Source organism: Streptomyces sp. NPDC034670, from assembly GCF_055574875.1.
The window spans coordinates 16444-41314 of record NZ_JBVITR010000014.1 but is presented as its reverse complement, the minus strand read 5'-3'; the positions used below and the strand labels follow the sequence as shown (position 1 = coordinate 41314).

Genomic DNA, 24871 nt, shown 5'->3' with positions numbered 1-24871 from the left:
CTTATCCTGCCTCCTCGTCCCCGAACAGGGCGAGGGCGGTGTTCACCAGGCCGATGTGGCTGAACGCCTGCGGGAAGTTGCCCAGCAGCCGCCCCTCCACCGGGTCGTACTCCTCCGCCAGCAGGCCCACGTCGTTGGCGAGGCCCAGCAGCCGCTCGAACAGCGCGCGCGCCTCCTTGGGCCGGCCCGTCATGTGCAGGGCGTCCGCGAGCCAGAACGTGCACACCAGGAACGTGCCCTCGTCGCCGGGCAGCCCGTCGACGGTCGCCCGGTCGGTGGAGTAGCGGCGCAGCAGACCGTCCTGCTCCAGCTCCGCGCGGACCGCGTCGATGGTGCCGAGCACCCGCGGATCGTCCGGCGGCAGGAAACCCACCCGGGGGATCAGCAGCAGGGCGGCGTCGAGCTCCCGCGAGCCGTAGTACTGCGTGAAGGTGTTCCGCTCGGGGTCGTAGCCCCGCTCGCACACCTCCCGGTGCACCTCGTCGCGCAGCGCCCGCCAGCCGTCGAGGTCGCCGTCGAAGTCCGGGTGCTCCTCGAGCGTGCGCACGGCGCGGTCGGCCGCCACCCACACCATCACCTTGGAGTGCACGAAGTGGCGCCGGCCGCCGCGCACCTCCCACAGCCCCTCGTCCGGCTGCCGCCACGCCGTGCGCAGGAAGTCGATCAGGGCCGCCTGCAGCGCCCACACGTCCGGCTTCGGGGACAGCCCCGAACGCCGGGCCAGGTCCAGGGAGTCCATGACCTCGCCGTACACGTCCAGCTGGAGCTGGTCCACGGCGGCGTTGCCGACCCGTACGGGCGCGGAGTTCTCGAAGCCGGACAGCCACGGCAGCTCGAACTCGGGCAGCCGCCGTTCGCCCGCCAGGCCGTACATGATCCGCAGGTCCGCCGGATCGCCCGCGACCGCGCGCAGCAGCCAGTCGCGCCAGGCCTGCGCCTCCTCCTGGTACCCGGCCGCCAGCAGCGCGTTCAGCGTGAGGGTGGAGTCCCGCAGCCAGCAGAAGCGGTAGTCCCAGTTGCGCACCCCGCCCGGCTCCTCCGGCAGCGAGGTGGTGGGCGCGGCGACGATCCCGCCGGTGGGGGCGTAGGTGAGCGCCTTGAGGGTGATCAGCGAGCGGACGACCGCGTCCCGGTGCGGTCCGTCGTAGCGGCAGCGGGCCGCCCAGGCGCGCCAGTCCGCGGTGCTGTGCCGCAGCGAGGAGTAGGGGTCGACGAGCGCCGGCCGGGGCTCGTGGGACGGGTGCCAGGTGAGCACGAACGCGACCCGTTCGCCCTCCCGCACCGTGAACTCCGAGTGCGTGCCGAGGTCCTCGCCCCAGGTGCGCACCTCCGGCTCGCTGCGCAGCCACACCGAGTCCGGCCCGGCGACCGCCACCCGGTGGCCGTCCTCCCTGCGCACCCAGGGCACGATCGAGCCGTAGTCGAAGCGCAGCCGGAGGGTGCTGTGCACCGTCACCTCGCCGCGCACGCCCTGCACGATGCGCACCAGGTCGGGCGCGCGGTCGCGCTGGGGCATCAGGTCGGTGACCCGCACCGTCCCGCCGGGGGTCTCCCACTCGGTGTCCAGGACCAGGGTGTCGGGGCGGTAGGAGCGGCGGGTGCAGCGGTCCGCGCCGACGGGGGCGATGCGCCAGTGGCCGTTGTCCTCGTCACCGAGCAGCCGGGCGAAGCAGGACGCCGAGTCGAAGCGGGGCAGGCAGAGCCAGTCGACCGAGCCGTCCGTGCCCACCAGGGCCGCGGTCTGCTCGTCGCCGATGAGCGCGTAGTCCTCGATACGGTGCACAGAGTGCGGATGCCCGGCCGTCCGGCGCGGCAATCAGGGGCGGAGCCGGGTGCGCGACGGGCCGCCGGGGCCGGGGCGCCGCGTGCCGGGGCCCGGCCCGATCCGGACGGAAGAGCCCTAGACCGCCGCCGGTTCCGCGTCCTCGGCGTCCGCCTTCCCGGCAGCCGCCTCCGCGCGGTCCCGGACTTCGCGGCGGACCAGGACCACCCAGCCGACGGGGACGCCCGCGGCGAACAGCCACCACTGGACGGCGTACGCCAGGTGGTTGCCGATGCCGTCGTGCTCGGGGTCGGGGATCGGCTCCGGCGTGTCCCCCGCCGGGCGGGGGGAGGTCAGGTCGATGTAACCGCCGAGGACCTCCTTGCCGAGGCGCTCGGCCGCCTGCCCGCTGCTGATCAGCATGACCTGCCGGTCGGGCAGCCCCTGGAGGTCCTTGATGCCGCTCTCCTCGGTCGTCTGGTCCGGCATCAGCCGCCCGGTGACGGTGATCTCCCCCTCCGGCGGCGCGGGGATCTCGGGGAACGCGGTCTGGCTCGGCCCGTTGGAGGGGATCCAGCCCCGGTTGACCAGGAGGACCCTGCCGTCGTCGAGGACGAAGGGGGTCAGCACGTGGTAGCCGACCTTGTCGTCCGCGTTGGTGCGGCGGCGCACGACGACCTCGCCGCCGGTGTCGAAGCGGCCCTTCGCCGTCACCCTGCGGTACCGGTCGTCGCCGTCGACCTTCGCCCCGGGCGCGGTCAGGGACCCGACCGGCACCGGTTCCGCGGCCAGGGAGTCGGAGATCACCCGGTTCAGTGCGACGCGGCGCTCGTGGCGGTGCAGCTGCCAGAAGCCCAGCTCGATCATCGTCGGGACGAGCACGAGCGCCACGAGGGTGAGGATCACCCACTGGCGGGACAACAGGAAGCGGTACACCCCACGACCGTACAACCCGGACGCGGGGTTTCCGGCAGCGGGTGCCCCCTCACACCCGGTCGACGATCCCCGTCCTCCCCTCGGCGCGGGCGCAGTGGGCGCCGCAGTACCAGTGGCCGTCGGCCTCCACGCCCTGGCCGATGATCTGCACCCGGCAGTGCTCGCAGATCGGGGCCATGCGGTGGATCGCGCAGGAGAAGCAGTCGAAGACGTGCACCGCGCCCTGCGCGTGCACCTCGAAGGTCATTCCGTAGTCGTTGCCGCACACTTCGCATGTCGCCATGCGCCACAGGGTGGGCCGCCGGCCCGGCGCGGGCGAGCGGACGGCGGGCGAGTCGCCCGGCAATCACCCGTCCGCGCGGTCCGCCTCCTCCGGTTCGCGGACCGCCCCGCGGCGCCGGTCAGTCCTCCGCGGCGGGCTCGACGTCCCCGAGCAGCTGGCCGAACGCGGCCTCGTCGACGATCGGCGTGCCGTACTGCCGGGCCTTGACCGTCTTGGAGGTGCCCGAGTCCGGATCGTTGGTGACCAGGAGGCTGGTGAGCCGGGACAGGCTGCCGGCGACGTGCAGCCCGGCCTCGGTCGCGCGGTCCTCCAGCAGGTCCCGCTCGACGGAGGTGTCGCCGGAGAAGGCCACCCGCATGCCCTGCTTGAGCCGTCCGCCCGGTGTGTAGCGCCCCGGGTTGGGATAGGGGCAGGCGGGCCTCCTGCGGGACGGGCGCCAGCCGGCCGTCCGGTGGCCGTACCCCGCCTGCTGCCCGGTGCGGGGCCGGTCCGTCCACTCGGTCAGCGGCCGGCACTCGTGCAGCGGCAGCCGCACACCGCCCGCCGCGGCGGCCCGCAGGCTGGGCCGGAACGCCTCCGCCAGCACGCGCGCGTCGTCCAGCGCGTGGTGCGCCCGCCGCTGGACGACGCCGAAGTGCGCGGCGAGCGACTCCAGCTTGTGGTTGGGCAGCGGAAGCCCGAGTTCCTTCGAAAGGGCGATGGTGCACAGCCGCTGCTTGACCGGCGCCTCGCTCCGGGCACGGGCGTACTCCCGGGCGATCATCTGCCAGTCGAAGACGGCGTTGTGCGCGACGAGCACCCGGTCCCGGAGCCGGTCCGCGAACTCCTCGGCGACGTCGCGGAAGAGGGGGGCCCCCTCCAGCGCCTCGCTCGTCAGACCGTGGATCCACACCGGGCCCGGGTCCCGCTCCGGATTGACCACCGTGTACCAGTGGTCCTCGACCTCACCGCGCGCGTCCAGCCGGTAGACGGCCGCGGAGATGATGCGGTCGTCGCGGGCCAGCCCCGTGGTCTCCACGTCGACGACCGCGTACCCCTGCGGGTACGCGGCCGGCCACACGGTGGGGGAGGACGCCGCGGTCGTGAGGTCTTCGAGCATGGTTCACGAGGATACGGGCCGCGACTGACAGCACCGTCCGTCAGGTGCCGTGCGCGGCCCTTCGCCGGTCCTCACCAGCGGATCGGCACCGGCACGGCCGTCAGCAGGCCCGAGACGGCGACCACCGCGCCCAGCACGTACACCTCCGCCCGCGCGGGGGCGGCGGCGGTCAGCGGGTCGGCCGCGCGGGCCAGCCGGATCCGGGCCCACAGGGCGAGGGCGGCGACACCGGCCATCAGGATCACCTTGGCGAGCAGGACGCGTCCGTACGCCGTGTCCGTCAGCTGCTCCAGGACCGTCTCCGGCGGCATCCGGCGCAGCGAACTGCACACCCCCGTGGCGGTGAGGGCGGCGAGCAGGAGGGCCGCCACGCGGGCGTAGCGCCCCAGCAGCACGGCGCCCGCCTCCGCCCCCCGCCACCGCCGCAGGACGCGCAGCGCGTACAGCAGGCCGCCCACCCACAGGGACGAGCAGGTCAGGTGCACCAGCGTCAGCCCGGAGCCGACGAGCGGGCTGTACTCGGTCGTCGGATGCGCGCGCAGGGCCTCCGCGACGATCACCACGGCCAGCGGCAGGGCCTGGGTGCCCGGACGGCGGGAAGCGGCGCACAGGGCCGCCGCGAGGAAGGCGTTGACCTCCAGGAGGGCGAGCTTGCCGTCCCGGGTCGCGTACAGGCCGCCGACGTCGACGGCGGCCGGGCTGTCGGGGACCAGATTGCCGGTGGCCACCACGGAGGCGAGTCCGAGGGCGGCCACGAAGCCGACGGCGCCCGCCGCGACGGACCAGCTGCGGGGCACGGCCGCGGGGGCGCCGGGCACGGAACGGACCAGGCGGTTGACGAACAGCTCGCCCACGGGCACGGACAGCGCCGCGAACAGCACCGCGCGCAGCAGGGCTATGCCGCCGGTGCCGGGCGCTTCGTCCTCCCCGGTGCCGTGCAGGGCGGGGGACGGGCCGAGGAGCGGTATCAGCGAGGCCAGCGCCACCAGCACGATCACGGCGACGGCCCGGCCGGCGCCGGGACGCCCGGCGCCCCTGTGCGTACCGGTCGCCCGGGACCTGGGATTCGTCAGAGTCACCCCAGGATCTTCACCAGTGCCCACAGAACCGGGCAAGTCCGGGGCGAAAAGAAGCGGGACATTCCGCGCCGACGGGGCGTTCCGGCCCGCCGGCCGCTCCCGCGTCCCGCTCGCCGCGGGGAAACCGGCCCGCCCGCGGCGCCGGCCCGGTCTCACTCCCAGCGCGCCGGATCGGCCGCCCACGGCCCGGGCGGCCGCGCCCAGTCGTCCGGGCCGCCGGCGAACGACACCGGGGACAGCGCGTACCGCAGCGTTCCGAGGGGACCGTCGCGCCGCGCGAGCCAGGCGTCGGCGGGCACCCCGTCCCCCCGCCCGTCCGGACCCTCCTCGGCCCCCGCGCCCGGGGCCCCCTCGGCCCCCGCCCCCGCGCCCCCGGCCGCTTCGAGCAGCCACCCCGCGGTCCGCGCCAGTGCCACCCGCACGACCCTGCCGCCGCCCCCGTCCAGCTGGTCGGTGAGCGCCCGCAGCACCCCGGCCGCCAGCAGGTATCCGGTGCCGTGGTCGAGCGCCTGGGCCGGCAGGGCGCCCGGCCGGCGGGCCGAGCCCTCGGTCGCCGCGATCCCCGTGGCCGCCTGCACCAGGCTGTCGAAGCCGCGCCGGCCGCCCCACGGCCCGCGGGCGCCCCACGCCGACAGCTGGGCCACCACCACGCCGGGCCGGCGCCCGGCCAGCGCCTCGGGGGTCAGCCCCAGGCGGTCCAGCGCGCCCGGACGGTACCCGGTGACCACCACGTCCGCCGCCGCGAGCAGCTCCTCGAAGGTGCCGCGGTCGGCCACCAGGTCCAGCCCCGCCGACCGCTTCCCGAACCCCGTGTCGGCGTGCTGGTCGGCGAGTTCGGGCAGCCACGGGGCGTCCACGCGCAGCACGTCCGCGCCGAGCAGGGCGAGCGTGCGGGTGGCGACCGGCCCCGCGAGGACCCGGGTGAGGTCCAGCACCCGCAGTCCGGCGGCGGGCAGCAGCGGGTCCCGGCCCACGCGCGTGCCCGCCCGCGGGCGGGCGGAGTCCAGCCGCCCCCGCTCCACCAGGGGGAGCCCTCCCACCGCGGCCGCCTGCTCGTGCGCCGCCCACTGCCCGGGCGTCCGCAGGGCGACGGCGAGGCCCCCGGCCGCGTACACGGTCTCCTCCACCTCCCGCGCCGACCGTTCGGCGAGCGCCGCCGCCACCGCTTCCGGACGGTCCGGCACGCCCAGCGCGGCGAGCAACCGGGCCCGGTGGTGCGGGTAGTTGGCGTGGGTGCGCACCCATCCGCCGGCCGTGCGCCAGAACCGCGACAGCGGTGCGAAGGCGACCGGCGCCCGCCCGTCGATCCGCAGCCACCGCTCGCTGGTGAACGCCGTCGCCACGGCCCCGTCGTCCACCCGCACCGCCGGCACGCCGGCGAGCCCGGCCCGCCGCGCCCCCAGCTCCGCGGCGGCCAGCGCGCACGCGCCCACGCAGGCGCGTGCCGTCTCCCGTACCGGCAGGCGCGCCCGCAGCACGCCGGGGCGTTCGACGGCCGACACGTGGGCGAGGAGGGCGGGATCGCCGCCCAGGGCGGACCAGGCGGTCGTGAGGGGCTCCATGACCGCACTATGCGGCATCGGCGCGGCCGATGGGAGAAGGGGCCGGTCAGGGGCCCGGACAGCGGAAGGGCCGGGCGTGACGCCCGGCCCTTCCGCCGTCGTCGGTCCTGTCCGACGGCTACCGCGTCACCGCGTCCAGCGCGTCGGCCGTGCCCCGGCCGTAGAAACCGTTGCGGTTCCTCGGGCCCTCGCACACCGCGTCGGCCTTGCCGTCGCCGTCGATGTCGTACGGGTCCGTGCACGCGACGGGGTCGGCCTGCGCGTACAGCAGGGCCTTCACCAGCGCCGGCGAGGCGTGCGGACGCGTCGACTTGATCAGTGCCGCGACGCCCGCGACGTGCGGGGACGCCATCGACGTGCCCGCCATGTAGCCCCACTTGCCGCCGGGCAGCGTGCCCAGGATCAGGCCGCTGGTGGCGGGGGCCGCCGGCGGCTGGTACGCCGTCGAGTCGCCGCCGGGCGCGGCGATGTCGACGACCCCCCGGCCGTAGTTGGAGAAGGACGACTTCAACCCCTTGGCGCCGGTCGCCGCGACCGTCACGACACCCGGCAACTGGGTCGGTATGTCGAGGCACTCGGACGGGTCGATCACCCGCTCCGACGGCGTGCCGTCGTTCGGGGAGACCGGGTCGGCGATCTCGTCGGCCGAGAGGTCGTAGTTCTCGTTGCCGGCCGCGGCCACGTTGACCGCGCCCTTCTTCTCCGCGTACCGCGACGCCCGGGTGACGGCCTCGACGAGCGCCTTCTGGTCCGGGTCGTCCGTGCAGTTGAAGTACCAGGGGTCGGTGTAATAGCTGTTGTTGGTCACGTCGACCCCGTGCTCGGCCGCCCACATGAAGCCGCACACCACGGCCTCGGTGTAGAAGTAGCCGTCCGGGTTGGACACCTTGATGCCGGAGACCTTCACGCCGGGCGCCACGCCGGTCATGCCCACGCCGTTCTTGGCGGCGGCGATCTCACCGGCGACGTGCGTGCCGTGCGGGCTCTCCGACGGACCGGGCCGCCAGGCGCCCTCGCTGGTGTCGGGCTTGCCCGTCACGCAGTTGACCGACGCGGCCCGGTCGAAGTTGGGCGCGATGTCGGGGTGGGTGTCGTCGACGCCGGTGTCGATGACGGCGACGGTGACCTCCGGGCTGCCCAGCGACTTCTCGTGCGCCCGGTCCGCCTTGATGGCGGGCAGGTCCCACTGCAGTCCCTGGAGCGGGTCCTGGTCCGCGGCGGCCGCGGCCGCGGCCTCGGCGACCTCCGCCGCGCCGAGCACCTTCGGGGTGACGGTGTCGGCGGTGGCCGCCGACGGCAGCGGCGCGTTGCGGGTGGCCCCGGCCGACTGCACCCCGCGCACCTTGCGGACGGTCTCGGCGAAGTCGGGGTTCGAGGAGTGGACGACGATGACGCCGATCCGGTCGTACGACGTCACGACGGTGCCGCCGGCCGCGACGATCGCCTTCCTCACGTGCGCCGGAGCGCCGTGCCCGGCACGGACGTTGACGACGTAGCTGAGCGGGGTCGCGCCGGCGGCGGACGCGGTCGCTCCGGTCGCCCCGGAGGCGGCCGGAGCGGCGGTGGCCGCGGTGTTCGGCAGGAAGGCGAGCGTCGTGGCCATGGCCATCCCGGCCGGGACCACGAGTGCGCGGCGGCGGCGCGGGTGGGACGCGGTCATGGGGTCTCCAGTTCGTTCACGAAGGACGGGCGGACGGAGCGGGACTCCGCATCCGCGGGGCTCACTTGACGGCACGCAGGGCGTTGACGATGCCGAAGCCGTAGAAGCCGTTGACCAGCTTCCCGCCCTCGCACGTCGCGTCCTGCACGCCGTCGCCGTCCTGGTCGTAGGTCTCCGGGCAGCCCGGGTTGTCCGCCTGCGCCTTCAGCATCGCCTGCAGCACGGCCGGGGAGGCCCACGGGTGCTTGGACTTCAGCAGCGCGGCGACGCCGGCGGCGTGCGGCGAGGCCATCGAGGTGCCCTGCAGGAAGGCGTACTCGCCGTTCGGCATGGTGGACAGGATGCGCCCGTCCTTCGACGGCGTGTCCGGCAGCTGGTAGCGGCGGTCGCCGCCCGGCGCCGCGACGTCCACGATCCCCTTGCCGTACGTGGAGTAGTACGACTTGAGGTTCTGGACGCCCGTCGCGCTGACCGTGACCACGCCCGGCAGCTGCGTCGGCAGGTCCAGGCACTCGCTCGGGTCGATGGTGCGCGTCACCGGCGTGGTGTCGTTGGGGCTGGAGGCGTCCTCGATGGCGTCCGAGGCCAGGTCGTGGTTGGAGTTGCCGGCCGAGGCGACGTGCAGGGTGCCCTTGCGCTGGGCGTACAGCTGGGCGCGGTTGACCGCGTCCAGGATCGCCTTCTGGTCGGGGTCGTCCTTGCAGTTGTACAGCCACGGGTCCACGTAGTAGCTGTTGTTCGTGATCTCGACGCCGTGGTCGGCGGCGAACACGAAGGCGCAGACGACGTTCTCCGGGTAGAAGAGGCCGTTGTCCGGGTCGCTCACCTTGATGCCGGAGACCTTCACGCCGGGCGCGACGCCGGCGACGCCGATGCCGTTGCGGGCGGCGGCGATCTCACCGGCCACGTGGGTGCCGTGGTAGTCCTCGTCCGTGTACGGGCGCCAGGCGCCCTCGCTGGTGTCCGCCTTGCCGCCGACGCAGTTGGCCGACTGGGCGGCGGAGAAGTTCGGGGCGAGGTCGGGGTGGGTGTCGTCGACGCCGGTGTCGATCACGGCGACGGTCACCTTGCTGCTGCCCGGGTTGATCTTCGCGGCCTTGTCGGCGCCGATCGCCCGCAGGTCCCACTGGTCGGCCTCGAGCGGCTCGCTGCCCGGGGTCCCGGCGGAGGCGGCCCGCGTCCGCGCGGCCTCGGCGGCCGTCACGTAGTCGGCGGCGCCCTCGTCCGTCGTCCCGGCGCGGGTCAGCGGCGCGGTGCGGGTGGCGCCGGCGGACTGGACGCCGCGCACCTTCCTCATCTGCGCGCCGAAGTCCGGGTTCGCCGAGTGGGCGACGATCACGCCGATCCGGTCGTACGTGACCACGACGGTCCCGCCGGCCGCGACGACCGCCTTCTCCACCGACGCGATCGTGCGGCGGTCCACCTCGGTGTTGACGACGTACGCCAGGGCGGACGCGTCCGTCGCCCGCTCGGCCGCCGGAGCCGTCCCCTCGGTGGCCGAAGCCGCCGCCGGCAGGAAGCCGAGCGAGGCGGTCAGGGACAGCACGACGGGGACGGCGAGGGCGAGTCGGCGTCTGGACCGCAGATGAGCCATGGGGTCTCCACATCATCCGGAAACGGAACCGGCCCGAGACACAGGTGGTGCTCGGGCAGGTACATGACGGGTGGTGCAGGGTGAAGCTATCCCGCGATGTTGCTGGCCAGCAATGTTTTCCCGGAAGGACTTCACAAAGAAGACCCCGAATGTCCCACCGGCCTCCCGTGCGACGTCCCGGCGACGCTCCCCGCGACGCCCCCGCGGGCGGTTCCGCGGGGGCGTCCGGGAAAGAAACGGAGACGGTTGAACCGGTCCTCGCGTGGCGCCGTGCCCTTGTGCAGGAAGCGCGGGGACACTCGCCTTCCGTCCCGTCCGACCGCACCACTACGCGAGGAGACTCCGTGGCCGCCGAAGCACCGCCCCCCTCGACGGAACGACGCAAACTCCCCACCCCCGAGGAGTTCACCGAGGTGCAGGAGAGCGCGGAGTTCGGTGAACTGCGCCGCTCCCACCGCTCCTTCGCCTTCCCGCTGACCGTCGCCTTCATTGCCTGGTACCTGCTGTACGTCCTGCTCTCCAACTACGCGGGCGGCTTCATGGGCACCGAGCTGTTCGGCAACATCAACGTCGCCTTCGTCTTCGGCATCCTGCAGTTCGTCACCACGTTCCTCATCGCGTGGTGGTACTCCCGGCACGCCGCCGCCAAGCTCGACCCGAAGGCCGAGGCCATCAAGACCCGTATGGAGGGCGGCGCATGAGCCCCGCGATCACCCACGTCCAGCTCGCCGCGAACGAGGCCAGCGAGCACCGGCCGCTCATCATCACGCTGTTCGCGCTCTTCGTCGTCGCGACGCTCGGCGTCACCGTCTGGGCGGGCCGCCAGACCAAGGACGCCGCCGACTTCTACGCGGGCGGGCGCCAGTTCAGCGCCTTCCAGAACGGCCTCGCGGTCTCCGGCGACTACATGTCGGCCGCGTCCTTCCTCGGCATCGCGGGCGCCATCGCCCTCTTCGGCTACGACGGCTTCCTCTACTCCATCGGCTTCCTGGTCGCCTGGCTCGTGGCACTGCTCCTGGTCGCCGAGCCCCTGCGGAACTCCGGCCGCTACACCATGGGCGACGTCCTCGCCTACCGCATGCGCCAGCGCCCCGTGCGCACCGCGGCCGGCACCTCCACCATCGTCGTGTCGATCTTCTACCTGCTGGCCCAGATGGCGGGCGCGGGCGTCCTCGTCTCGCTGCTGCTCGGCATCACCTCCGACGCCGGCAAGATCCTCATCGTCGCCCTCGTCGGCGTCCTGATGATCGTGTACGTCTCCATCGGCGGCATGAAGGGCACCACCTGGGTCCAGATGATCAAGGCCGTGCTGCTCATCGGCGGCACCCTCCTGATCACCTTCCTGGTGCTGCTGAAGTTCAACTTCAACATCTCCGACCTGCTGGGCAAGGCCGCCGACAACAGCGGCCACGGCGCGGCCTTCCTGGAGCCCGGCCTCCAGTACGGCGCGACCGGCACCACCAAGCTGGACTTCATCTCCCTCGGCATCGCCCTGGTGCTCGGCACCGCCGGCCTGCCGCACATCCTCATCCGCTTCTACACGGTCCCCAACGCCAAGGCCGCCCGTAAGTCCGTGAACTGGGCCATCGGCATCATCGGCGGCTTCTACCTGATGACCATCGCGCTCGGCTTCGGCGCCGCGGCGCTCATCTCGCGGACCGAGATCATCGAGTCCAACCCGTCCGGCAACACGGCCGCCCCGCTGCTCGCCCTGCACGTGGGCGGCGTCGACTCGACCTGGGGCGCGATCCTGCTCGCGACCATCTCGGCGGTCGCCTTCGCGACGATCCTCGCCGTGGTCGCCGGCCTCACCCTCGCCTCGTCGTCCTCCTTCGCGCACGACATCTACGCCAACGTCATCCGCAAGGGGAAGGCCACCGAGAAGGAGGAGATGAGGGCGGCCCGCTGGGCGACCGTCTTCATCGGCGTCGTCTCCATCGCGCTCGGCGCCCTCGCCCGCGACCTCAACGTGGCCGGCCTGGTCGCGCTGGCGTTCGCGGTCGCCGCGTCCGCCAACCTGCCGACCATCCTCTACAGCCTGTTCTGGAAGCGGTTCACCACCCAGGGCGCGCTGTGGTCGATCTACGGCGGCCTCATCGTGGCCGTCGGCCTGGTGCTGTTCTCGCCCGTGGTCTCCGGCGACCCCACGGCGATGTTCCCCGACGTCGACTTCGCCTGGTTCCCGCTGAAGAACCCGGGCCTCATCTCCATCCCGTTCGGCTTCCTGATGGGCTGGCTGGGCACCGTCCTGTCCAAGGAGGAGCCCGACGTCAAGAAGTACGCGGAGCTGGAGGTCCGGTCGCTGACCGGCACCGGCGCCCACTGACCCGCGTCCCGGGCGGCCGCGGCGCGCGGACCTTCACGGTCCCCGCGCCGCGGCCGCGGCGTGCCGTCACCGCGGCCGCCGCGGGCCGGCGCCCCCCTGCCCGTCGGCGGTGTCGCGTAGGCTCGTGGTACGGAGGCAGGAGTGAATCCGCGTCGAGGGAGGGGCCCCGTGCTCGTCGACACCTACGGCCGAGTGGCCACCGACCTGAGGGTCTCGCTCACCGACCGGTGCAACCTGCGGTGCACCTACTGCATGCCCGAGGAGGGCCTGCAGTGGCTGGCCAAGCCCGACCTGCTCACGGACGACGAGATCGTGCGCCTCGTCGGCATCGCCGTCACCCGCCTGGGCGTCGAGGAGGTCCGCTTCACCGGCGGCGAACCGCTGCTGCGCCCCGGCCTGGCCGGCATCGTCGAGCGCGTCGCCGCCCTGGAGCCCCGCCCGCGGACGTCCCTCACCACCAACGGCATCGGGCTGAAGCGCACCGCGTCCGCCCTGCGGGCGGCGGGCCTGGACCGGGTCAACGTCTCCCTCGACACCCTGCGCCCGGACGTCTTCAAGGCCCTGACCCGCCGCGACCGCCACCAGGACGTCCTGGACGGTCTGCACGCGGCCCGGGAGGCCGGGCTGACCCCGGTGAAGGTGAACGCGGTCCTGATGCCGGGGCTCAACGACGACGAGGCCCCCGACCTCCTCGCCTGGGCCGTGGAGCACGACTACGAGCTGCGCTTCATCGAGCAGATGCCCCTGGACGCCCAGCACGGCTGGCGGCGCGACGGCATGATCACCGCCGGGGACGTCCTGGCCTCCCTGCGCACCCGCTTCACGCTCACCCCGGAGGGCGACGAGGCACGCGGTTCGGCACCGGCCGAGCGCTGGCTGGTCGACGGCGGACCGCACCGCGTCGGTGTCATCGCCTCCGTCACCCGCCCCTTCTGCCGCGCCTGCGACCGCACCCGCCTGACGGCCGACGGGCAGGTCCGCACCTGCCTGTTCGCCACCGAGGAGACGGACCTGCGCGCCGCCCTGCGCTCCGGCGCCCCCGACGAGGAGATCGCCCGCCGGTGGAAGCTGGCCATGTGGGGCAAGAAGGCGGGCGCGGGCCTGGACGACCCGTCCTTCGTCCAGCCGGACCGCCCGATGTCGGCGATCGGCGGCTGACGGGCCGCGCACCACGGCGGCGGGCTACGCCTCCCCGACCGCCCGCCAGTCCTCGAACCGCACGACGTCCTTCAGGAACCCGCGCACCCCGAGGAACTGCGACAGGTGCTCACGGTGCTCCTCGCACGCCAGCCACGTCTTGCGGCGCTCCGGCGTGTGGACCTTCGGGTTGTTCCAGGCGAGCACCCACACGGCGGCGGCACGGCAGCCCTTGGCGGAGCAGATCGGCGTCTCGGGATCAGGGACCATCACACCGCCGACCCTAACCCGACCGGCGCAGTGCGCGGGCACGGGAAAAGGCGACGCCGAGCAGCCACGGGGGGAGCTGCCCGGCGTCGGTCCGTCGCTCCGACGGGGGATGCGGAGCGCGTACGAAGTATGTCACGGGTCACCCCGCCCCCGGCACCGGAACAGCATGATTGATCCGAGGTCCGCCTGAGCTTGGCGGGGAAGTGCCTGCCGTCCGGCGCCGTTTCCCCGGTCCGCCCGGTCCTCACGACCGCTCGGACTGCTCCGTCCGTGCGCCCGCCGAGGACCCGGACGCCGCGTCCCGCGCGTCCGGTCCCGCGTCACCGTCGTCCTGCTGCGACGGCGCGATCATCGGCTTCACCGGCATCGTCACGAACGTCGACGGCAGCGACGGCGCGCTCTCGCGACCCGCGTTGGCGATCACCACGGCGATGTAGGGGAGCACCGCCCCCAGGACCAGCGCCACGATCGCCACGTGCCGCTCCACGTTCCAGAGCGTGGCCGCGAGGATGACCGAGAGCGTACGGACGGTCATCGAGATCACGTAGCGGCGCTGCCGCCCGCGCACGTCCTCCTGGAGGCCCGTCCGGGCGCCGGTGATCCGGAACACCTGGGCGCCGCCGCCGCCATGCTGCTTGCGCATCGCATTCCACCATCCGCCCGCATCGGACTCTTCCCCGCTTCGACCGTTCCGTGACCGGCCGGGGGCACCGGGCCCGGACAGCTCCACGTTACGCCGCCCCCACCCGGGTCACGAGCCCGGGGCACCCCGCACCCGTCCACCCGGTCCGCGCCGCCGTGCGCACGGCACCGTCCGACATGCGCCGTACCGGGGCTCGGCCGACACTGGCCGTAATGTCCGCGTCACGTCGTACAGGAGGCAGCCATGGGCTGGTTGTGGGCGATCATCGTGGGATTCGTGCTCGGCCTGATCGCCAAGGCGGTGATCCCGGGCAAGCAGCACATCCCGCTGTGGCTGAGCACCATCTGCGGCATCCTCGGTGCGATCGCGGGCAACGCGATCGCACGGGGCTTCGGGATCGCGGAGACCCGGGGCATCGACTGGGGGCGGCACATCTTCCAGGTGGCGGCGGCGGTCGTCATCGTCTTCCTCGTCGACATGCTGTACAACGCGATGCAGCGCAGGCGGCACCAGGGGCAGCGGGTCTGACGGACCCGCCGCGCGCCGCGGGCGCCCCACGAGGCGGACGCACGACGGGGCGGCCTCCGGACGCGTCCCGGAAACCGCCCCGTCGGGTGAGGACCCGCGGCCCGCCCGCTCAGGCGCCCGCGAGCTCCACCGCCGCCAGGTTCTTCTTGCCCCGGCGCAGCACCAGCCAGCGTCCGTGCAGCAGCTCCTCCCGCGCGGGCACGGCGTCCTCGGCGGTGACCTTGGCGTTGTTCACGTAGGCACCGCCCTCCTTCACCGTGCGCCGCGCGGCCGACTTGCTCGCCACCAGGCCGACCTCGGCGAACAGGTCGACGACCGGGCCGAGCTCGGCCACCCGGACGTGCGGCACCTCGGAGAGGGCCGCCGCGAGGGTCCTCTCGTCCAGGTCCGCCAGCTCGCCCTGGCCGAAGAGGGCCTTGGACGCGGCGATCACGGCGGCCGTCTGGTCGGCGCCGTGCACCAGGGTCGTCAGCTCCTCCGCCAGGGCGCGCTGCGCGGCCCGGGCCTGCGGCCGCTCCTCGGTCTGCCGCTCCAGCTCCTCCAGCTCCGCGCGGGACCGGAAGGACAGGATGCGCAGGTACCGGGAGACGTCCCGGTCGTCCGTGTTCAGCCAGAACTGGTAGAACGCGTACGGCGTCGTCATCTCCGGGTCGAGCCAGACGGCGCCGCTCTCGGTCTTGCCGAACTTGGTGCCGTCCGCCTTCGTCATCAGCGGCGTCGCGTAGGCGTGGACGGTGGCGCCCGGCTCCAGCCGGTGGATCAGGTCCAGCCCGGCCGTGAGGTTGCCCCACTGGTCGCTGCCGCCCTGCTGGAGCGTGCAGCCGTACCTGCGGTACAGCTGCAGGAAGTCCATGGCCTGCAGCAGCTGGTAGCTGAACTCCGTGTAGCTGATGCCCTCGGCGGACTCCAGCCGCCGGGCGACGGAGTCCTTCGTCAGCATCCTGTTGACCCGGAAGTGCTTGCCGACGTCCCGCAGGAACTCGATGGCGGAGAGGTTCTGCGTCCAGTCGAGGTTGTTGACCATCTCGGCCGCGTTCTCGCCCTCGAAGGACAGGAACGGCTCGATCTGGCCGCGCAGCCGCTCGACCCAGCCGGCGACGGTCTCCGGCGGGTTCAGCGTGCGCTCCGCGGTCGGACGGGGGTCGCCGATCTGGCCCGTGGCCCCGCCGACCAGCGCCAGCGGCCGGTGACCGGCCTGCTGGAGCCGGCGCAGGGTGAGCACCTGCACCAGGTGCCCCACGTGCAGCGACGGCGCGGTCGGGTCGAAGCCGCAATAGAACGTGACGGGACCGTCCGCGAGCGCCTTGCGCAAAGCGTCCTCGTCGGTGGACTGGGCGAACAGCCCGCGCCACTTCAGCTCGTCGACGATGTCCGTCACGGTTCTCGTGTCTCCTCGATGATCTTCGGCCGTTCGGGTGACGGCCGACTGTGGACGCCTACGAGGTTATACGCCCTGGCTGACCGAGCTCATGTTGAAGTCGGGGACACGCAGTGCCGGCATCGCCGCCCTGGTGAACCAGTCGCCCCACTCCCGGGGCAGCGTCCTCTCCGTACGGCCCGCCTCGGCGGCCCGGCCCAGCAGGTCCACCGGCGACTCGTTGAACCGGAAGTTGTTGACCTCGCCGGTCACCTCGCCGTTCTCGACGAGGTAGACGCCGTCCCGGGTGAGACCGGTCAGCAGCAGGGTCGCCGGGTCGACCTCGCGGATGTACCACAGGCAGGTCAGCAGCAGTCCGCGCCCGGTGGCCGCCACCATCTCCTCCAGGGAGCGGTCCTCGCCCCCGTCGAGGATCAGGTTGTCGATCGCCGGCGCCACGGGCAGCCCGGTCAGGTCCGCGCCGTGCCGGCTGGTGGTCAGGCGGTTCAGCTCGCCCTCGCGGATCCACTCCGTGGCCGTCAGCGGCAGCCCGTTGTCGAACACCGACCGGTCGCCGCCGGAGGAGTGCGCGATCACGAAGGGCGCCGACTCCAGGCCCGGTTCGTCCGGGTCGCTGCGCAGGGTCAGCGGCAGCCCGGTCAGCCGCTCGCCGATCCGGGTCCCGCCGCCCGGCCGGGAGAACACCGTGCGGCCCTCGGCCGCGTCCCGGCCCGAGGCCGACCACAGCTGGTAGATCAGCAGGTCCGCCACGGCGGTCGGCGGCAGCAGCGTCTCGTACCGGCCCGCGGGCAGCTCCAGGCGCCGCTTCGCCCATCCGAGCCGTACGGCCAGCTCCGCGTCGAGCGCCGCCGGGTCGACGTCCTCGAAGTCCCGCGTGGAGCGCCCCGCCCACGCCGAGCGCGTGCGGTCCGGCGACTTGGCGTTCAGCTCCAGCGTCCCGTTCGGCTGGTCGTGCCGCAGCCGCAGTCCCGTCGACGTCCCCAGGTAGCTGGAGACCATCTCGTGGTGGGCGAAGCCGTACAGCTCCCGGCCGCCCGTACGGGCGCGGGCGAACGCCTCGCCGAGCGCCGGCGCGAAGTCGGCGAACACGGCCGAGGACGTCTCGGCCGGCGCCTCCGTGAACCCGGGCGACGGCGCCGTGCCCGTGACCAGCGGCCGGGCGTCCTCGGCCGGCCCCGCCGCCCGCGCGGCGTCCTCGGCCGCCCGCACCACGGACTCCAGCTCGTCCACGGTCACCGCGGACCGGGACACCACCCCGGAGGCGGTGCCCTGCGCGCCGTCCACGGTGGCGATCACGGTGAGCGTGCGCCCGCGCGTGACCCCGTTCGTGGTCAGCGCGTTGCCCGCCCAGCGCAGGTTGGCGGTGGAGTGCTCGTCGGCGATCACGACGCAGCCGTCGGCCCGGGACAGGTCCAGGGCGCGCTCGACGATCTCGTGGGGCTTGGTGCTACGCGCGCTCATCGACCGGCCTCCCGCGTCGTGTTCAGGATGTTGACTCCCTTGAAGAGGGCGGACGGGCAGCCGTGCGAGACCGCCGCCACCTGCCCCGGCTGGGCCTTGCCGCAGTTGAAGGCACCGCCCAGGACGTACGTCTGCGGACCGCCGACCGCCGCCATGGAACCCCAGAAGTCGGTGGTCGTCGCCTGGTAGGCGACGTCCCGCAGCTGCCCGGTGATCCGGCCGTTCTCGATCCGGTGGAAGCGCTGCCCGGTGAACTGGAAGTTGTACCGCTGCATGTCGATGCTCCACGACCGGTCGCCGACGACGTAGATGCCCCGGTCCACGCCCCCGATCAGGTCCTCCGTCGACATCCCCGCCGGGTCGGGCCGCAGCGACACGTTGGCCATGCGCTGCACCGGCACGTGGGCGGGGGAGTCGGCGAAGGCGCACCCGTTGGACCGCTCGAACCCGGTCAGCCTCGCGATCCGCCGGTCCAGCTGGTAGCCGACCAGCGTGCCGTCCTTCACCAGGTCCCAGGACTGCGCCTCGACGCCCTCGTCGTCGTAGCCGACGGTCGCCAGGCCGTGCTCGGCGGTGCGGTCGCCGGTGACGTTCATCAGCTCCGAGCCGTACTTCAGCTTCCCCAACCGGTCGAAGGTGGCGAAGGAGGTGCCGGCGTAGGCCGCCTCGTAGCCGAGCGCGCGGTCCAGCTCGGTGGCGTGCCCGATGGACTCGTGGATGGTCAGCCACAGGTTGGAGGGATCGACCACCAGGTCGTACGGCCCCGGCTCGACGCTCGGCGCCCGCATCTTCTCGGCGAGCAGCTCCGGCATCCGCTCCAGCTCGTCGTCCCAGTCCCAGCCGGTGCCCCTCAGGTACTCCCAGCCGCGGCCGACGGGCGGCGCGAGGGTGCGCAGGGAGTCGAACTCCCCGCTGGAGCCGTCCACCGACACGGCCGTGAGCACCGGGTGCAGCCGGACGCGCTGCTGCGTGGTCACGGTCCCGGCGGTGTCGGCGTAGAACTTGTTCTCGTGCACGGTGAGCAGCGAGGCGTCGACGTGGTCCACCCCGTCCGCCGCCAGCAGCCGCGCGCTCCACTCGGCCAGCAGCCCGGTCTTCTCCCCGTCGGGCACGGTGAACGGGTCGATCTCGTACGACGACACCCAGGTCTTCCCGGCGTGCACCGGCTCGTCGGCCAGCTCCACCCTCTCCCGCGCCCCCGCGGCCCGGATCACCTCGGCGGACAGCTTCGCCATCGCCACCGCCTGCGAGGCGACCTTCGCGGCGGCGTCGAGGGTGAGGTCCACCCCGGAGGCGAACCCCCACGTCCCGCCGTGCACCACGCGCACCGCGTATCCGAGGTCGGTGGTGTCCGACGACCCGGCGGGTCTGGCGTCCCTCAGCCGCCAGGACGCGCTGCGCACCCGCTCCAGGCGGAAGTCCGCGTGCTCCGCCCCGAGCGCCCGCGCGCGGGCCAGCGCGGCGTCGGCGAGGGCGCGCAGGGGCAGTGCCAGGAACGACTGGTCGACTTCATGGGGCACGGTGTGGTTTCCCTTCGGGGTGCGAGCCGGGAGGACCGTCACGGGCAGTGAATCATGCCGCACGGTCCGCGCTCCGCGGAACGTGCGGGCCGCGGTGTCCCCGCTCCCCGGGAGCGCCGGGACCGGGGGCGCCGGCGGGACGTGCGACTGTAGGGATCCGACAGAGCCGCCCGTCGGCCACTGTGGGTGCCCGAATGTCCTCGGGCGGATCCGGACCGATAGGTTCTCAGGGAAGCCGCCTGTCGTCGCCGCCCCTCGCCCGGGCGTGCGGGCGGGGAACGAAACCGCTATCGAAAGGGTGATCCGTTGAGCCGCTCGGTTCTCGTCACCGGAGGCAACCGGGGCATCGGCCTCGCCATCGCCCGCGCGTTCGCCGAAGCCGGCGACAAGGTCGCCGTCACGTACCGCTCGGGGGAGCCGCCGGCCGCCCTGACGGACCTGGGCTGCCTGGCCGTCAGGTGCGACATCACCGACGCCGAGCAGGTGGAGCAGGCCTACAAGGAGATCGAGGAGACGCACGGCCCCGTCGAGGTCCTCGTGGCCAACGCCGGCGTCAACAAGGACCAGCTGCTGATGCGGATGTCGGAGGAGGACTTCACCTCCGTCGTCGACACCAACCTCACCGGCACCTTCCGCGTCGTCAAGCGCGCCAACCGCGGCATGCTGCGGGCCAAGAAGGGCCGCGTGGTGCTGATCTCCTCGGTGGTCGGACTGCTCGGTTCCGCGGGGCAGGCGAACTACGCCGCCTCCAAGGCCGCCCTGGTCGGCTTCGCGCGCTCCCTCGCCCGTGAGCTGGGCTCGCGCAACATCACCTTCAACGTCGTCGCGCCCGGTTTCGTCGACACCGACATGACCAGGGAGCTCACCGAGGAGCAGCAGACGAAGATCCTGGCGCAGGTGCCGCTCGCCCGGTACGCGCAGCCGGAGGAGGTCGCCGCGACCGTGCGGTTCCTCGCCTCGGACGACGCCTCGTACATCACTGGAGCCGTCATCCCCGTTGACGGCGGACTGGGAATGGGTCACTGAACGACATGAGCGGAATCCTCGAGGGCAAGCGCGTCCTGATCACCGGTGTGCTGATGGAGTCCTCCATCGCCTTCCACGCCGCCAAGCTGGCGCAGGAGCAGGGCGCCGAGATCATCCTGACCGCGTTCCCACGGCCCACCCTGACCGAGCGCATCGCCAGGAAGCTGCCGAAGCCCACCAAGGTCATCGAGCTCGACGTCACCAACGACGAGCACCTCGGCCGGCTGGCCGACGTCGTCGGCGAGGAGCTGGGCGGCCTCGACGGCGTCGTGCACTCCATCGGCTTCGCGCCGCAGGACGCGCTCGGCGGCAACTTCCTCAACACGCCGTTCGAGTCGGTCTCCACCGCCATGCACGTCTCGGCGTTCTCCCTCAAGTCGCTGACCATGGCCTGCCTGCCGCTGATGCAGAACGGCGGCTCCGTCGTCGGCCTCACCTTCGACGCGCAGTACGCCTGGCCGCAGTACGACTGGATGGGCCCCGCCAAGGCCGCCCTGGAGGCGACCAACCGCTACATGGCCCGCGACCTGGGCAAGCAGAACATCCGCTGCAACCTGATCTCGGCGGGCCCGATCGGCTCCATGGCCGCCAAGTCCATCCCGGGCTTCAGCGAGCTGGCCTCCGTGTGGGACACCCGCGCCCCGCTGGAGTGGGACCTGAAGGACCCGGAGCCGGCCGGCCGCGGCATCGTCGCCCTGCTGAGCGACTGGTTCCCGAAGACCACGGGCGAGATCGTCCACGTCGACGGCGGTCTGCACGCCGTCGGCGCGTGAGCGCGGCCGACCCGGTCCCGGAGCCGACGGGGGCCCGCACCCTCGGGGTGCGGGCCCCCGGGCGCACCCCCCGTTCGGCTCAGCAGCGCGGGCGGAACGGGGCGCCGGCGGGGCACCGTGGAAGAGCGCGCCCGTCGCGCGACCCCCTCCCTCCCCCGTACGGCCGCGGAGGTCCCCCGTGCGCTTGTTCCGCCTGGCCTCGACGGCCGCGGCCGTCGCCCTCGTGCTCGCCCTGCCGTGCGAGGCGGTGGCGTACGCGCGCGTGCGCCTCGCCGAGACGCGGTCCGACGACCTGTTCGGCGCCGCCTGCCGGGTCCGCATCGACGGATCCCGGGTGACCGCCCACTGCCACAACCCCTATCCGGACACCGATCGTGTCAGCCTGCACGTCGAGTGCGTCCGCTGGTGGGACCTCGACGGCGACGGCGTCCCGGTGGCCGTGGAACCCGCGCAGACCGTGGAGCTGACCGGACGCTGCTGGGAGGAGGTCCACTCGGCGTGGATCACCCACCGGAGGGAAGGCTGAGCCGTCCGCCGGACCGTCCGCCGGAGCCTCCGCCGGATCGTCCGCCGGAGCCTCCGCCGGGGCCTTCGCCGGGTCGCCCGCCGGCGGGGCGGGCTCAGGAGGCGCCCGGCGCCCCCGGCCGCCCCGGCCGGCACACCAGCGGGTAGGCGGCGGCCTCCTCGGCCGCCGTGGCCCCGTCGCCCGCGCGGATCGCCTCCACCAGCCGCCCGTGGTCCATGCGGGTCCGCGGAGTCAGCTCCCGCCCCACGTCGTCGCGCAGCCAGTCCCGCAGCACCTCGCCCAGGTCCGCGTACACCGCGGTCAGCGCGTCGTTGTGCGAGGCGGCCACGACGGCCAGGTGGAACGTGGCGTCCGCCGCCACGAACGCCTCCGCCTCACCCGACTCCCAGGCCTCCTCGCGGCGCAGCAGCAGCGTGTCGAGCTGCCTGAGGTCCCGCTCCGTGCGCCGCTCGGCGGCCAGCCGCGCCGCGGCCGACTCCAGGGCGGAGCGGAGCTCGGCGATGTGCCGGGGATCGGCGCCGGCGAAGCGGCGGTGCATCACGCCGGCCAGCTCGCTGGTGGCCGCCACGTACGTGCCCGAGCCCTGGCGGATGTCCAGCAGCCCGTTGTGCGCGAGCGCGCGGACGGCCTCGCGGACCGTGTTGCGGGCGACCCCCAGCTGTTCGACCAGCTCCGGCTCGGTCGGGATGCGTGAGCCGACCGGCCACTCGCCCGAGGTGATCTGGGCCCGCAGCGCGGCGATGACCTGCTCGGACAGCGCCGAACGGCGGGGATGGCTCAACGGCATGGCCCACCTTCGCACGACGGGGGTGCCGGACGGCTGCCTCGACACCGGCCATGAATCATCCCATCATTCTATGATGGTCCCCATGCCCAGTGAGGAGATCCGGACCCGCGCGTCCACGACCGAAGCCCCGGGTTCCCGGGCCACCGGGCCGCGCGCGTGGACCGTGCGGCTGCTCGTCGCCGGCATCGTGCTGGCCGCGCTGAACCTCCGCCCCGCCATCACCAGCCTGGGCGCGCTGCTCGAGGAGGTCCGCGACGGGCTCGGCATGAGCGGCGGCGTGGCCGGGCTGCTCACCTCGGTGCCCTCGCTGTGCTTCGCCGTCTTCGGCGTCGCCGCGCCCCGGCTGGCCCGGCGCTTCGGCGCCGGCGCGGTGGTGTGCGCCGGCCTGGCCGCCATCGCCGCCGGCCTGCTGATCCGTCCGTTCGCGGGCGGCACGGCGGGCTTCCTGGCCGCCACCGCCCTCGCGCTGATGGGCATCGCCGTCGGCAACGTCCTGATGCCGGTCATCGTCAAGCGCCACTTCCCCGACCGGGTCGGCTCCATGACCGGCCTGTACTCGATGGCCCTCGCCCTGGGCACCGCCGTGGCGGCCGCGACGACCGTGCCGCTGACCGACGCGCTGGGCGGGGACTGGCGCACGGGCCTCGCCCTGTGGGCGGCCCTCGCCGCCGCCGCGGTCCTGCCCTGGCTCCCGTTCGTCCGGGAGCGGGGCGCGGCGCCGTCCGGCGGGCGCGTACGCGGGGAGGCGCCCGGGCGCGCGCGCCCGCCCGCGGAGCCCGCGCCGCGCGTCACGCGCAGCCGCACCGCCTGGGCGCTGGCCGTCTTCTTCGGGCTCCAGGCGACCGTCGCCTACATCACCATGGGCTGGATGCCGCAGATCTTCCGGGACGCGGGCGTGCCCGCGGGCACGGCCGGGCTGATGCTCGCGGTCCTCATGCTGATGGGCGTGCCGCTGGCCTTCGTCATACCGCGCCTCGCCGCGCGGCTGCCCCGGCAGGGGCCGATCGTGCTCGTGCTGGGGGTGAGCGGCCTCGCCGGGTACACCGGCCTGTACTTCGCGCCGGCCGCCGGCGCCTGGGCCTGGGTGCTGCTGCTGGGCATCGCCAACTGCGCCTTCCCGCTGGCGCTGACCCTGGTCGGGATGCGGGCCGGGACCGGCGCGGGCGTGGCCCGGCTGTCGGCCTTCGCGCAGAGCACCGGCTACCTGATCTCCGTCCCGGGACCACTGCTGGTGGGCGTGCTCTACCAGCACAGCGGCGGCTGGGGGCCGCCGATCGCGCTGATGGCCGGCCTGATGGTCCCGCAGACGATCGCGGGCGTCCTGGCGGGCCGCGACCGCACGGTGGAGGAGGAGACGGCGGCGGCCCGCTGACCCCGTCCGACCCCGGGGGCCACCGCGGGAGGAAAGGTGCGAGACTGGCCCCATGCCAGTCCTCGACCCGAACCCGCAGAACGGCCAGAAGAAGATGCTGCTCGTCTTCGGCGCCTTCTTCGCCATCTTCATCGTCATCGGAGTGATCGCGAGCTTCCTCGCGCCATGACGGCCCGCGCCGCCCCGTCCGGGCGGCCGTGGTGGTGCCGGCCCCCCTGTCCCCTAGGGGGACAGGCTCAGGGTCAAGTGGGTGGATCACCGGATGGGCCGGTCCCCGGGAGATCCGTACCTTCGAGAGGTGGCCGCGGGAGCGGACCACGGACCACACGAAGGACGGAGGCCTCCCATGGCGGCGCGCACGCACACCCGGCCCCACCCGGCCCCCCGGGGCGGCGCCGGCACCAGGCTGCCGTGGTGGGCCCTCGCCCTGCCCGCGCTCGCCTTCGTCACGCTGCTCGCCCTGGTCCTGAACCCCTCCGACGCCCACGCGGCCGCGGGGGAACCCGGGCTCACCCACCTCGTCGAGCGCGTACAGCAGCTCGTGGCCCGCTGAACGCCCCGGGAGCGGCCGCCAACTCCCTGCGCCTCGTGGCCTGTTTCGTGCGAAGCTGGGTTCCATGAGCGTCGCAGAACCCCGTAGGATTGCCCTTTTCCGGCATGCGAAAGCCGACTGGCCCCCGGTGGCCGACCACGAGCGCCCGCTCGCCGAGCGGGGCCGCATGGATGCCGCGGTCGCCGGACGCAAGCTCGCCGACACCGGCATCGCCTTCGACCTGGCCCTGTGTTCCACCGCGGTCCGGACCCGGGAGACCTGGAAGCTCGCGGTCCAGGAGTTCCCGCAGCGACCGAAGACCGTCTACGAGGAGCGGATCTACGAGGCTTCGCCCGGCGAGCTGATCGCCCTGCTCAACGAGACGCCCGACGACGCGCAGAACGTCCTCCTGGTCGGCCACAACCCGGGCATCCAGGGCCTCGCCGACGTCCTGGCCGGCGGGGCCGAGGGCGACGCCCGCGAGCGGATGAGCCGCCGGGGCTACCCGGCCGCCGCCTTCACCGTCCTGTCCTTCACCGGCTCCTGGAAGACCCTGGAGCCCGGTGTCGCCACCCTGCTCGACTACTGGGCGCCGACCGAGTGACCCGTCCGGCACG

At 73.6% G+C, this 24871-nt stretch carries 25 protein-coding genes; 11 read left to right on the top strand and 14 right to left on the bottom strand.

Translation table 11 applies throughout. From position 1 onward, the window contains the following. Nucleotide 1: 1 nt before the first annotated feature. The 8 genes from ACZ56B_RS12810 to ACZ56B_RS12775 all read right to left on the bottom strand — a co-directional run bounded on the left by ACZ56B_RS12810 (nucleotide 2) and on the right by ACZ56B_RS12775 (nucleotide 9975). Nucleotides 2–1783, bottom strand: a complete 1782-nt coding sequence (locus ACZ56B_RS12810; protein WP_468789172.1) for a glycoside hydrolase family 15 protein — start codon at nucleotides 1781–1783, stop codon at nucleotides 2–4. A 117-nt stretch (nucleotides 1784–1900) separates the two neighbouring features. Beyond that, on the bottom strand, nucleotides 1901–2698 hold the full coding sequence (locus ACZ56B_RS12805) for an SURF1 family cytochrome oxidase biogenesis protein (RefSeq protein ID WP_468789170.1): 798 nt from the start codon (nucleotides 2696–2698) through the stop codon (nucleotides 1901–1903). 49 nt (nucleotides 2699–2747) lie between these two features. Next, nucleotides 2748–2981: a hypothetical protein gene (locus ACZ56B_RS12800; RefSeq protein WP_468789168.1), complete on the bottom strand. Its 234-nt coding sequence runs from the start codon at nucleotides 2979–2981 to the stop codon at nucleotides 2748–2750. Nucleotides 2982–3099: 118 nt separating this feature from the next. Beyond that, nucleotides 3100–4080 carry a DEDDh family exonuclease gene (locus ACZ56B_RS12795; protein ID WP_468789166.1) on the bottom strand — a complete coding sequence of 327 codons (981 nt, stop codon included), beginning with the start codon at nucleotides 4078–4080 and terminating at the stop codon, nucleotides 3100–3102. A 71-nt stretch (nucleotides 4081–4151) separates the two neighbouring features. Next, entirely contained in the window at nucleotides 4152–5159 is a 1008-nt protein-coding gene (locus ACZ56B_RS12790; RefSeq protein WP_468789164.1) for a CopD family protein, read from the bottom strand. A 152-nt stretch (nucleotides 5160–5311) separates the two neighbouring features. Then, entirely contained in the window at nucleotides 5312–6721 is a 1410-nt protein-coding gene (locus ACZ56B_RS12785) for a CoA transferase (RefSeq protein WP_468789162.1), read from the bottom strand. A gap of 118 nt (nucleotides 6722–6839) precedes the next feature. Beyond that, nucleotides 6840–8381, bottom strand: coding sequence for a S8 family serine peptidase (locus tag ACZ56B_RS12780; protein ID WP_468789160.1), 1542 nt, complete (start codon nucleotides 8379–8381; stop codon nucleotides 6840–6842). 61 nt (nucleotides 8382–8442) lie between these two features. Beyond that, complete coding sequence (locus ACZ56B_RS12775) at nucleotides 8443–9975, bottom strand: S8 family serine peptidase (protein WP_468789158.1); 1533 nt, start codon at nucleotides 9973–9975, stop codon at nucleotides 8443–8445. A 344-nt stretch (nucleotides 9976–10319) separates the two neighbouring features. On the opposite strand from ACZ56B_RS12775, the gene ACZ56B_RS12770 reads away from it, so the two are divergent. The 3 genes from ACZ56B_RS12770 to moaA all read left to right on the top strand — a co-directional run bounded on the left by ACZ56B_RS12770 (nucleotide 10320) and on the right by moaA (nucleotide 13459). After that, a complete protein-coding gene (locus tag ACZ56B_RS12770) occupies nucleotides 10320–10676 on the top strand; it encodes a DUF485 domain-containing protein (RefSeq protein WP_468789157.1) in 357 nt (118 codons plus the stop codon). Further along, nucleotides 10673–12301 carry a solute symporter family protein gene (locus ACZ56B_RS12765; protein ID WP_468789156.1) on the top strand — a complete coding sequence of 543 codons (1629 nt, stop codon included), beginning with the start codon at nucleotides 10673–10675 and terminating at the stop codon, nucleotides 12299–12301. Before ACZ56B_RS12770 ends, ACZ56B_RS12765 begins: the two co-directional genes overlap by 4 nt. Nucleotides 12302–12469: 168 nt before the next feature. Further along, a complete protein-coding gene (gene moaA / locus ACZ56B_RS12760) occupies nucleotides 12470–13459 on the top strand; it encodes a GTP 3',8-cyclase MoaA (RefSeq protein WP_468789155.1) in 990 nt (329 codons plus the stop codon). Between the two features lie 24 nt (nucleotides 13460–13483). Here moaA and ACZ56B_RS12755 read toward each other — a convergent pair whose 3' ends face one another. Both ACZ56B_RS12755 and ACZ56B_RS12750 read right to left on the bottom strand, forming a co-directional pair. Beyond that, the gene (locus tag ACZ56B_RS12755; RefSeq protein ID WP_468789153.1) at nucleotides 13484–13708 is read right to left on the bottom strand and encodes a hypothetical protein; all 225 of its coding nucleotides are present in this window, start codon (nucleotides 13706–13708) and stop codon (nucleotides 13484–13486) included. A gap of 244 nt (nucleotides 13709–13952) precedes the next feature. After that, nucleotides 13953–14351 (bottom strand): DUF3099 domain-containing protein, encoded by a 399-nt coding sequence (locus ACZ56B_RS12750; protein WP_468789151.1) that lies wholly within the window; start codon nucleotides 14349–14351, stop codon nucleotides 13953–13955. Between the two features lie 243 nt (nucleotides 14352–14594). Between ACZ56B_RS12750 and ACZ56B_RS12745 the strand changes: the two genes are divergently transcribed. Next, a complete protein-coding gene (locus tag ACZ56B_RS12745; protein ID WP_468789149.1) occupies nucleotides 14595–14879 on the top strand; it encodes a GlsB/YeaQ/YmgE family stress response membrane protein in 285 nt (94 codons plus the stop codon). 109 nt (nucleotides 14880–14988) lie between these two features. Here the strand turns inward: ACZ56B_RS12745 and tyrS are convergent, their stop codons facing one another. The 3 genes from tyrS to ACZ56B_RS12730 form a co-directional block, all read right to left on the bottom strand. Then, the gene (gene tyrS, locus ACZ56B_RS12740) at nucleotides 14989–16257 is read right to left on the bottom strand and encodes a tyrosine--tRNA ligase (protein WP_468789147.1); all 1269 of its coding nucleotides are present in this window, start codon (nucleotides 16255–16257) and stop codon (nucleotides 14989–14991) included. A gap of 66 nt (nucleotides 16258–16323) precedes the next feature. After that, nucleotides 16324–17718, bottom strand: a complete 1395-nt coding sequence (locus tag ACZ56B_RS12735) for a metallopeptidase TldD-related protein (RefSeq protein ID WP_468789145.1) — start codon at nucleotides 17716–17718, stop codon at nucleotides 16324–16326. Then, nucleotides 17715–19238 (bottom strand): TldD/PmbA family protein, encoded by a 1524-nt coding sequence (locus tag ACZ56B_RS12730; protein WP_468789143.1) that lies wholly within the window; start codon nucleotides 19236–19238, stop codon nucleotides 17715–17717. The genes ACZ56B_RS12735 and ACZ56B_RS12730 overlap by 4 nt, the downstream gene beginning before the upstream one ends. Nucleotides 19239–19544: 306 nt before the next feature. Here ACZ56B_RS12730 and fabG point away from each other — a divergent pair, with 306 nt between their 5' ends. The 3 genes from fabG to ACZ56B_RS12715 all read left to right on the top strand — a co-directional run bounded on the left by fabG (nucleotide 19545) and on the right by ACZ56B_RS12715 (nucleotide 21563). Then, complete coding sequence (gene fabG, locus ACZ56B_RS12725) at nucleotides 19545–20264, top strand: 3-oxoacyl-[acyl-carrier-protein] reductase (RefSeq protein WP_468789141.1); 720 nt, start codon at nucleotides 19545–19547, stop codon at nucleotides 20262–20264. A gap of 5 nt (nucleotides 20265–20269) precedes the next feature. Beyond that, nucleotides 20270–21037: an enoyl-ACP reductase FabI gene (gene fabI / locus ACZ56B_RS12720; RefSeq protein WP_468789139.1), complete on the top strand. Its 768-nt coding sequence runs from the start codon at nucleotides 20270–20272 to the stop codon at nucleotides 21035–21037. Between the two features lie 178 nt (nucleotides 21038–21215). After that, nucleotides 21216–21563, top strand: coding sequence for a hypothetical protein (locus tag ACZ56B_RS12715; RefSeq protein ID WP_468789137.1), 348 nt, complete (start codon nucleotides 21216–21218; stop codon nucleotides 21561–21563). Between the two features lie 94 nt (nucleotides 21564–21657). Here ACZ56B_RS12715 and ACZ56B_RS12710 read toward each other — a convergent pair whose 3' ends face one another. After that, entirely contained in the window at nucleotides 21658–22350 is a 693-nt protein-coding gene (locus ACZ56B_RS12710) for a FadR/GntR family transcriptional regulator (protein WP_468789135.1), read from the bottom strand. A gap of 70 nt (nucleotides 22351–22420) precedes the next feature. Here ACZ56B_RS12710 and ACZ56B_RS12705 point away from each other — a divergent pair, with 70 nt between their 5' ends. The 4 genes from ACZ56B_RS12705 to ACZ56B_RS12690 all read left to right on the top strand — a co-directional run bounded on the left by ACZ56B_RS12705 (nucleotide 22421) and on the right by ACZ56B_RS12690 (nucleotide 24858). Further along, the gene (locus ACZ56B_RS12705) at nucleotides 22421–23722 is read left to right on the top strand and encodes a CynX/NimT family MFS transporter (RefSeq protein WP_468789133.1); all 1302 of its coding nucleotides are present in this window, start codon (nucleotides 22421–22423) and stop codon (nucleotides 23720–23722) included. A 52-nt stretch (nucleotides 23723–23774) separates the two neighbouring features. Next, nucleotides 23775–23891 carry an SGM_5486 family transporter-associated protein gene (locus tag ACZ56B_RS12700; RefSeq protein WP_468789131.1) on the top strand — a complete coding sequence of 39 codons (117 nt, stop codon included), beginning with the start codon at nucleotides 23775–23777 and terminating at the stop codon, nucleotides 23889–23891. Nucleotides 23892–24068: 177 nt separating this feature from the next. Further along, complete coding sequence (locus tag ACZ56B_RS12695; RefSeq protein WP_468789129.1) at nucleotides 24069–24275, top strand: hypothetical protein; 207 nt, start codon at nucleotides 24069–24071, stop codon at nucleotides 24273–24275. Nucleotides 24276–24339: 64 nt separating this feature from the next. Beyond that, complete coding sequence (locus ACZ56B_RS12690) at nucleotides 24340–24858, top strand: SixA phosphatase family protein (RefSeq protein ID WP_468789128.1); 519 nt, start codon at nucleotides 24340–24342, stop codon at nucleotides 24856–24858. The last annotated feature ends 13 nt before the right edge of the window (nucleotides 24859–24871 follow it).

Bases quoted from the DNA above. Each gene is read 5' to 3' on its own strand.
- ACZ56B_RS12800 (WP_468789168.1), bottom strand. From the start codon at position 2,981: ATGGCGACATGCGAAGTGTGCGGCAACGACTACGGAATGACCTTCGAG.
- ACZ56B_RS12795 (WP_468789166.1), bottom strand. From the start codon at position 4,080: ATGCTCGAAGACCTCACGACCGCGGCGTCCTCCCCCACCGTGTGGCCG.
- ACZ56B_RS12785 (WP_468789162.1), bottom strand. From the start codon at position 6,721: ATGGAGCCCCTCACGACCGCCTGGTCCGCCCTGGGCGGCGATCCCGCC.
- ACZ56B_RS12780 (WP_468789160.1), bottom strand. From the start codon at position 8,381: ATGACCGCGTCCCACCCGCGCCGCCGCCGCGCACTCGTGGTCCCGGCC.
- ACZ56B_RS12775 (WP_468789158.1), bottom strand. From the start codon at position 9,975: ATGGCTCATCTGCGGTCCAGACGCCGACTCGCCCTCGCCGTCCCCGTC.
- ACZ56B_RS12765 (WP_468789156.1), top strand. From the start codon at position 10,673: ATGAGCCCCGCGATCACCCACGTCCAGCTCGCCGCGAACGAGGCCAGC.
- ACZ56B_RS12755 (WP_468789153.1), bottom strand. From the start codon at position 13,708: ATGGTCCCTGATCCCGAGACGCCGATCTGCTCCGCCAAGGGCTGCCGT.
- ACZ56B_RS12750 (WP_468789151.1), bottom strand. From the start codon at position 14,351: ATGCGCAAGCAGCATGGCGGCGGCGGCGCCCAGGTGTTCCGGATCACC.
- ACZ56B_RS12745 (WP_468789149.1), top strand. From the start codon at position 14,595: ATGGGCTGGTTGTGGGCGATCATCGTGGGATTCGTGCTCGGCCTGATC.
- ACZ56B_RS12735 (WP_468789145.1), bottom strand. From the start codon at position 17,718: ATGAGCGCGCGTAGCACCAAGCCCCACGAGATCGTCGAGCGCGCCCTG.
- fabI (WP_468789139.1), top strand. From the start codon at position 20,270: ATGAGCGGAATCCTCGAGGGCAAGCGCGTCCTGATCACCGGTGTGCTG.
- ACZ56B_RS12710 (WP_468789135.1), bottom strand. From the start codon at position 22,350: ATGCCGTTGAGCCATCCCCGCCGTTCGGCGCTGTCCGAGCAGGTCATC.
- ACZ56B_RS12705 (WP_468789133.1), top strand. From the start codon at position 22,421: ATGATGGTCCCCATGCCCAGTGAGGAGATCCGGACCCGCGCGTCCACG.
- ACZ56B_RS12700 (WP_468789131.1), top strand. From the start codon at position 23,775: ATGCCAGTCCTCGACCCGAACCCGCAGAACGGCCAGAAGAAGATGCTG.
- ACZ56B_RS12695 (WP_468789129.1), top strand. From the start codon at position 24,069: ATGGCGGCGCGCACGCACACCCGGCCCCACCCGGCCCCCCGGGGCGGC.
- ACZ56B_RS12690 (WP_468789128.1), top strand. From the start codon at position 24,340: ATGAGCGTCGCAGAACCCCGTAGGATTGCCCTTTTCCGGCATGCGAAA.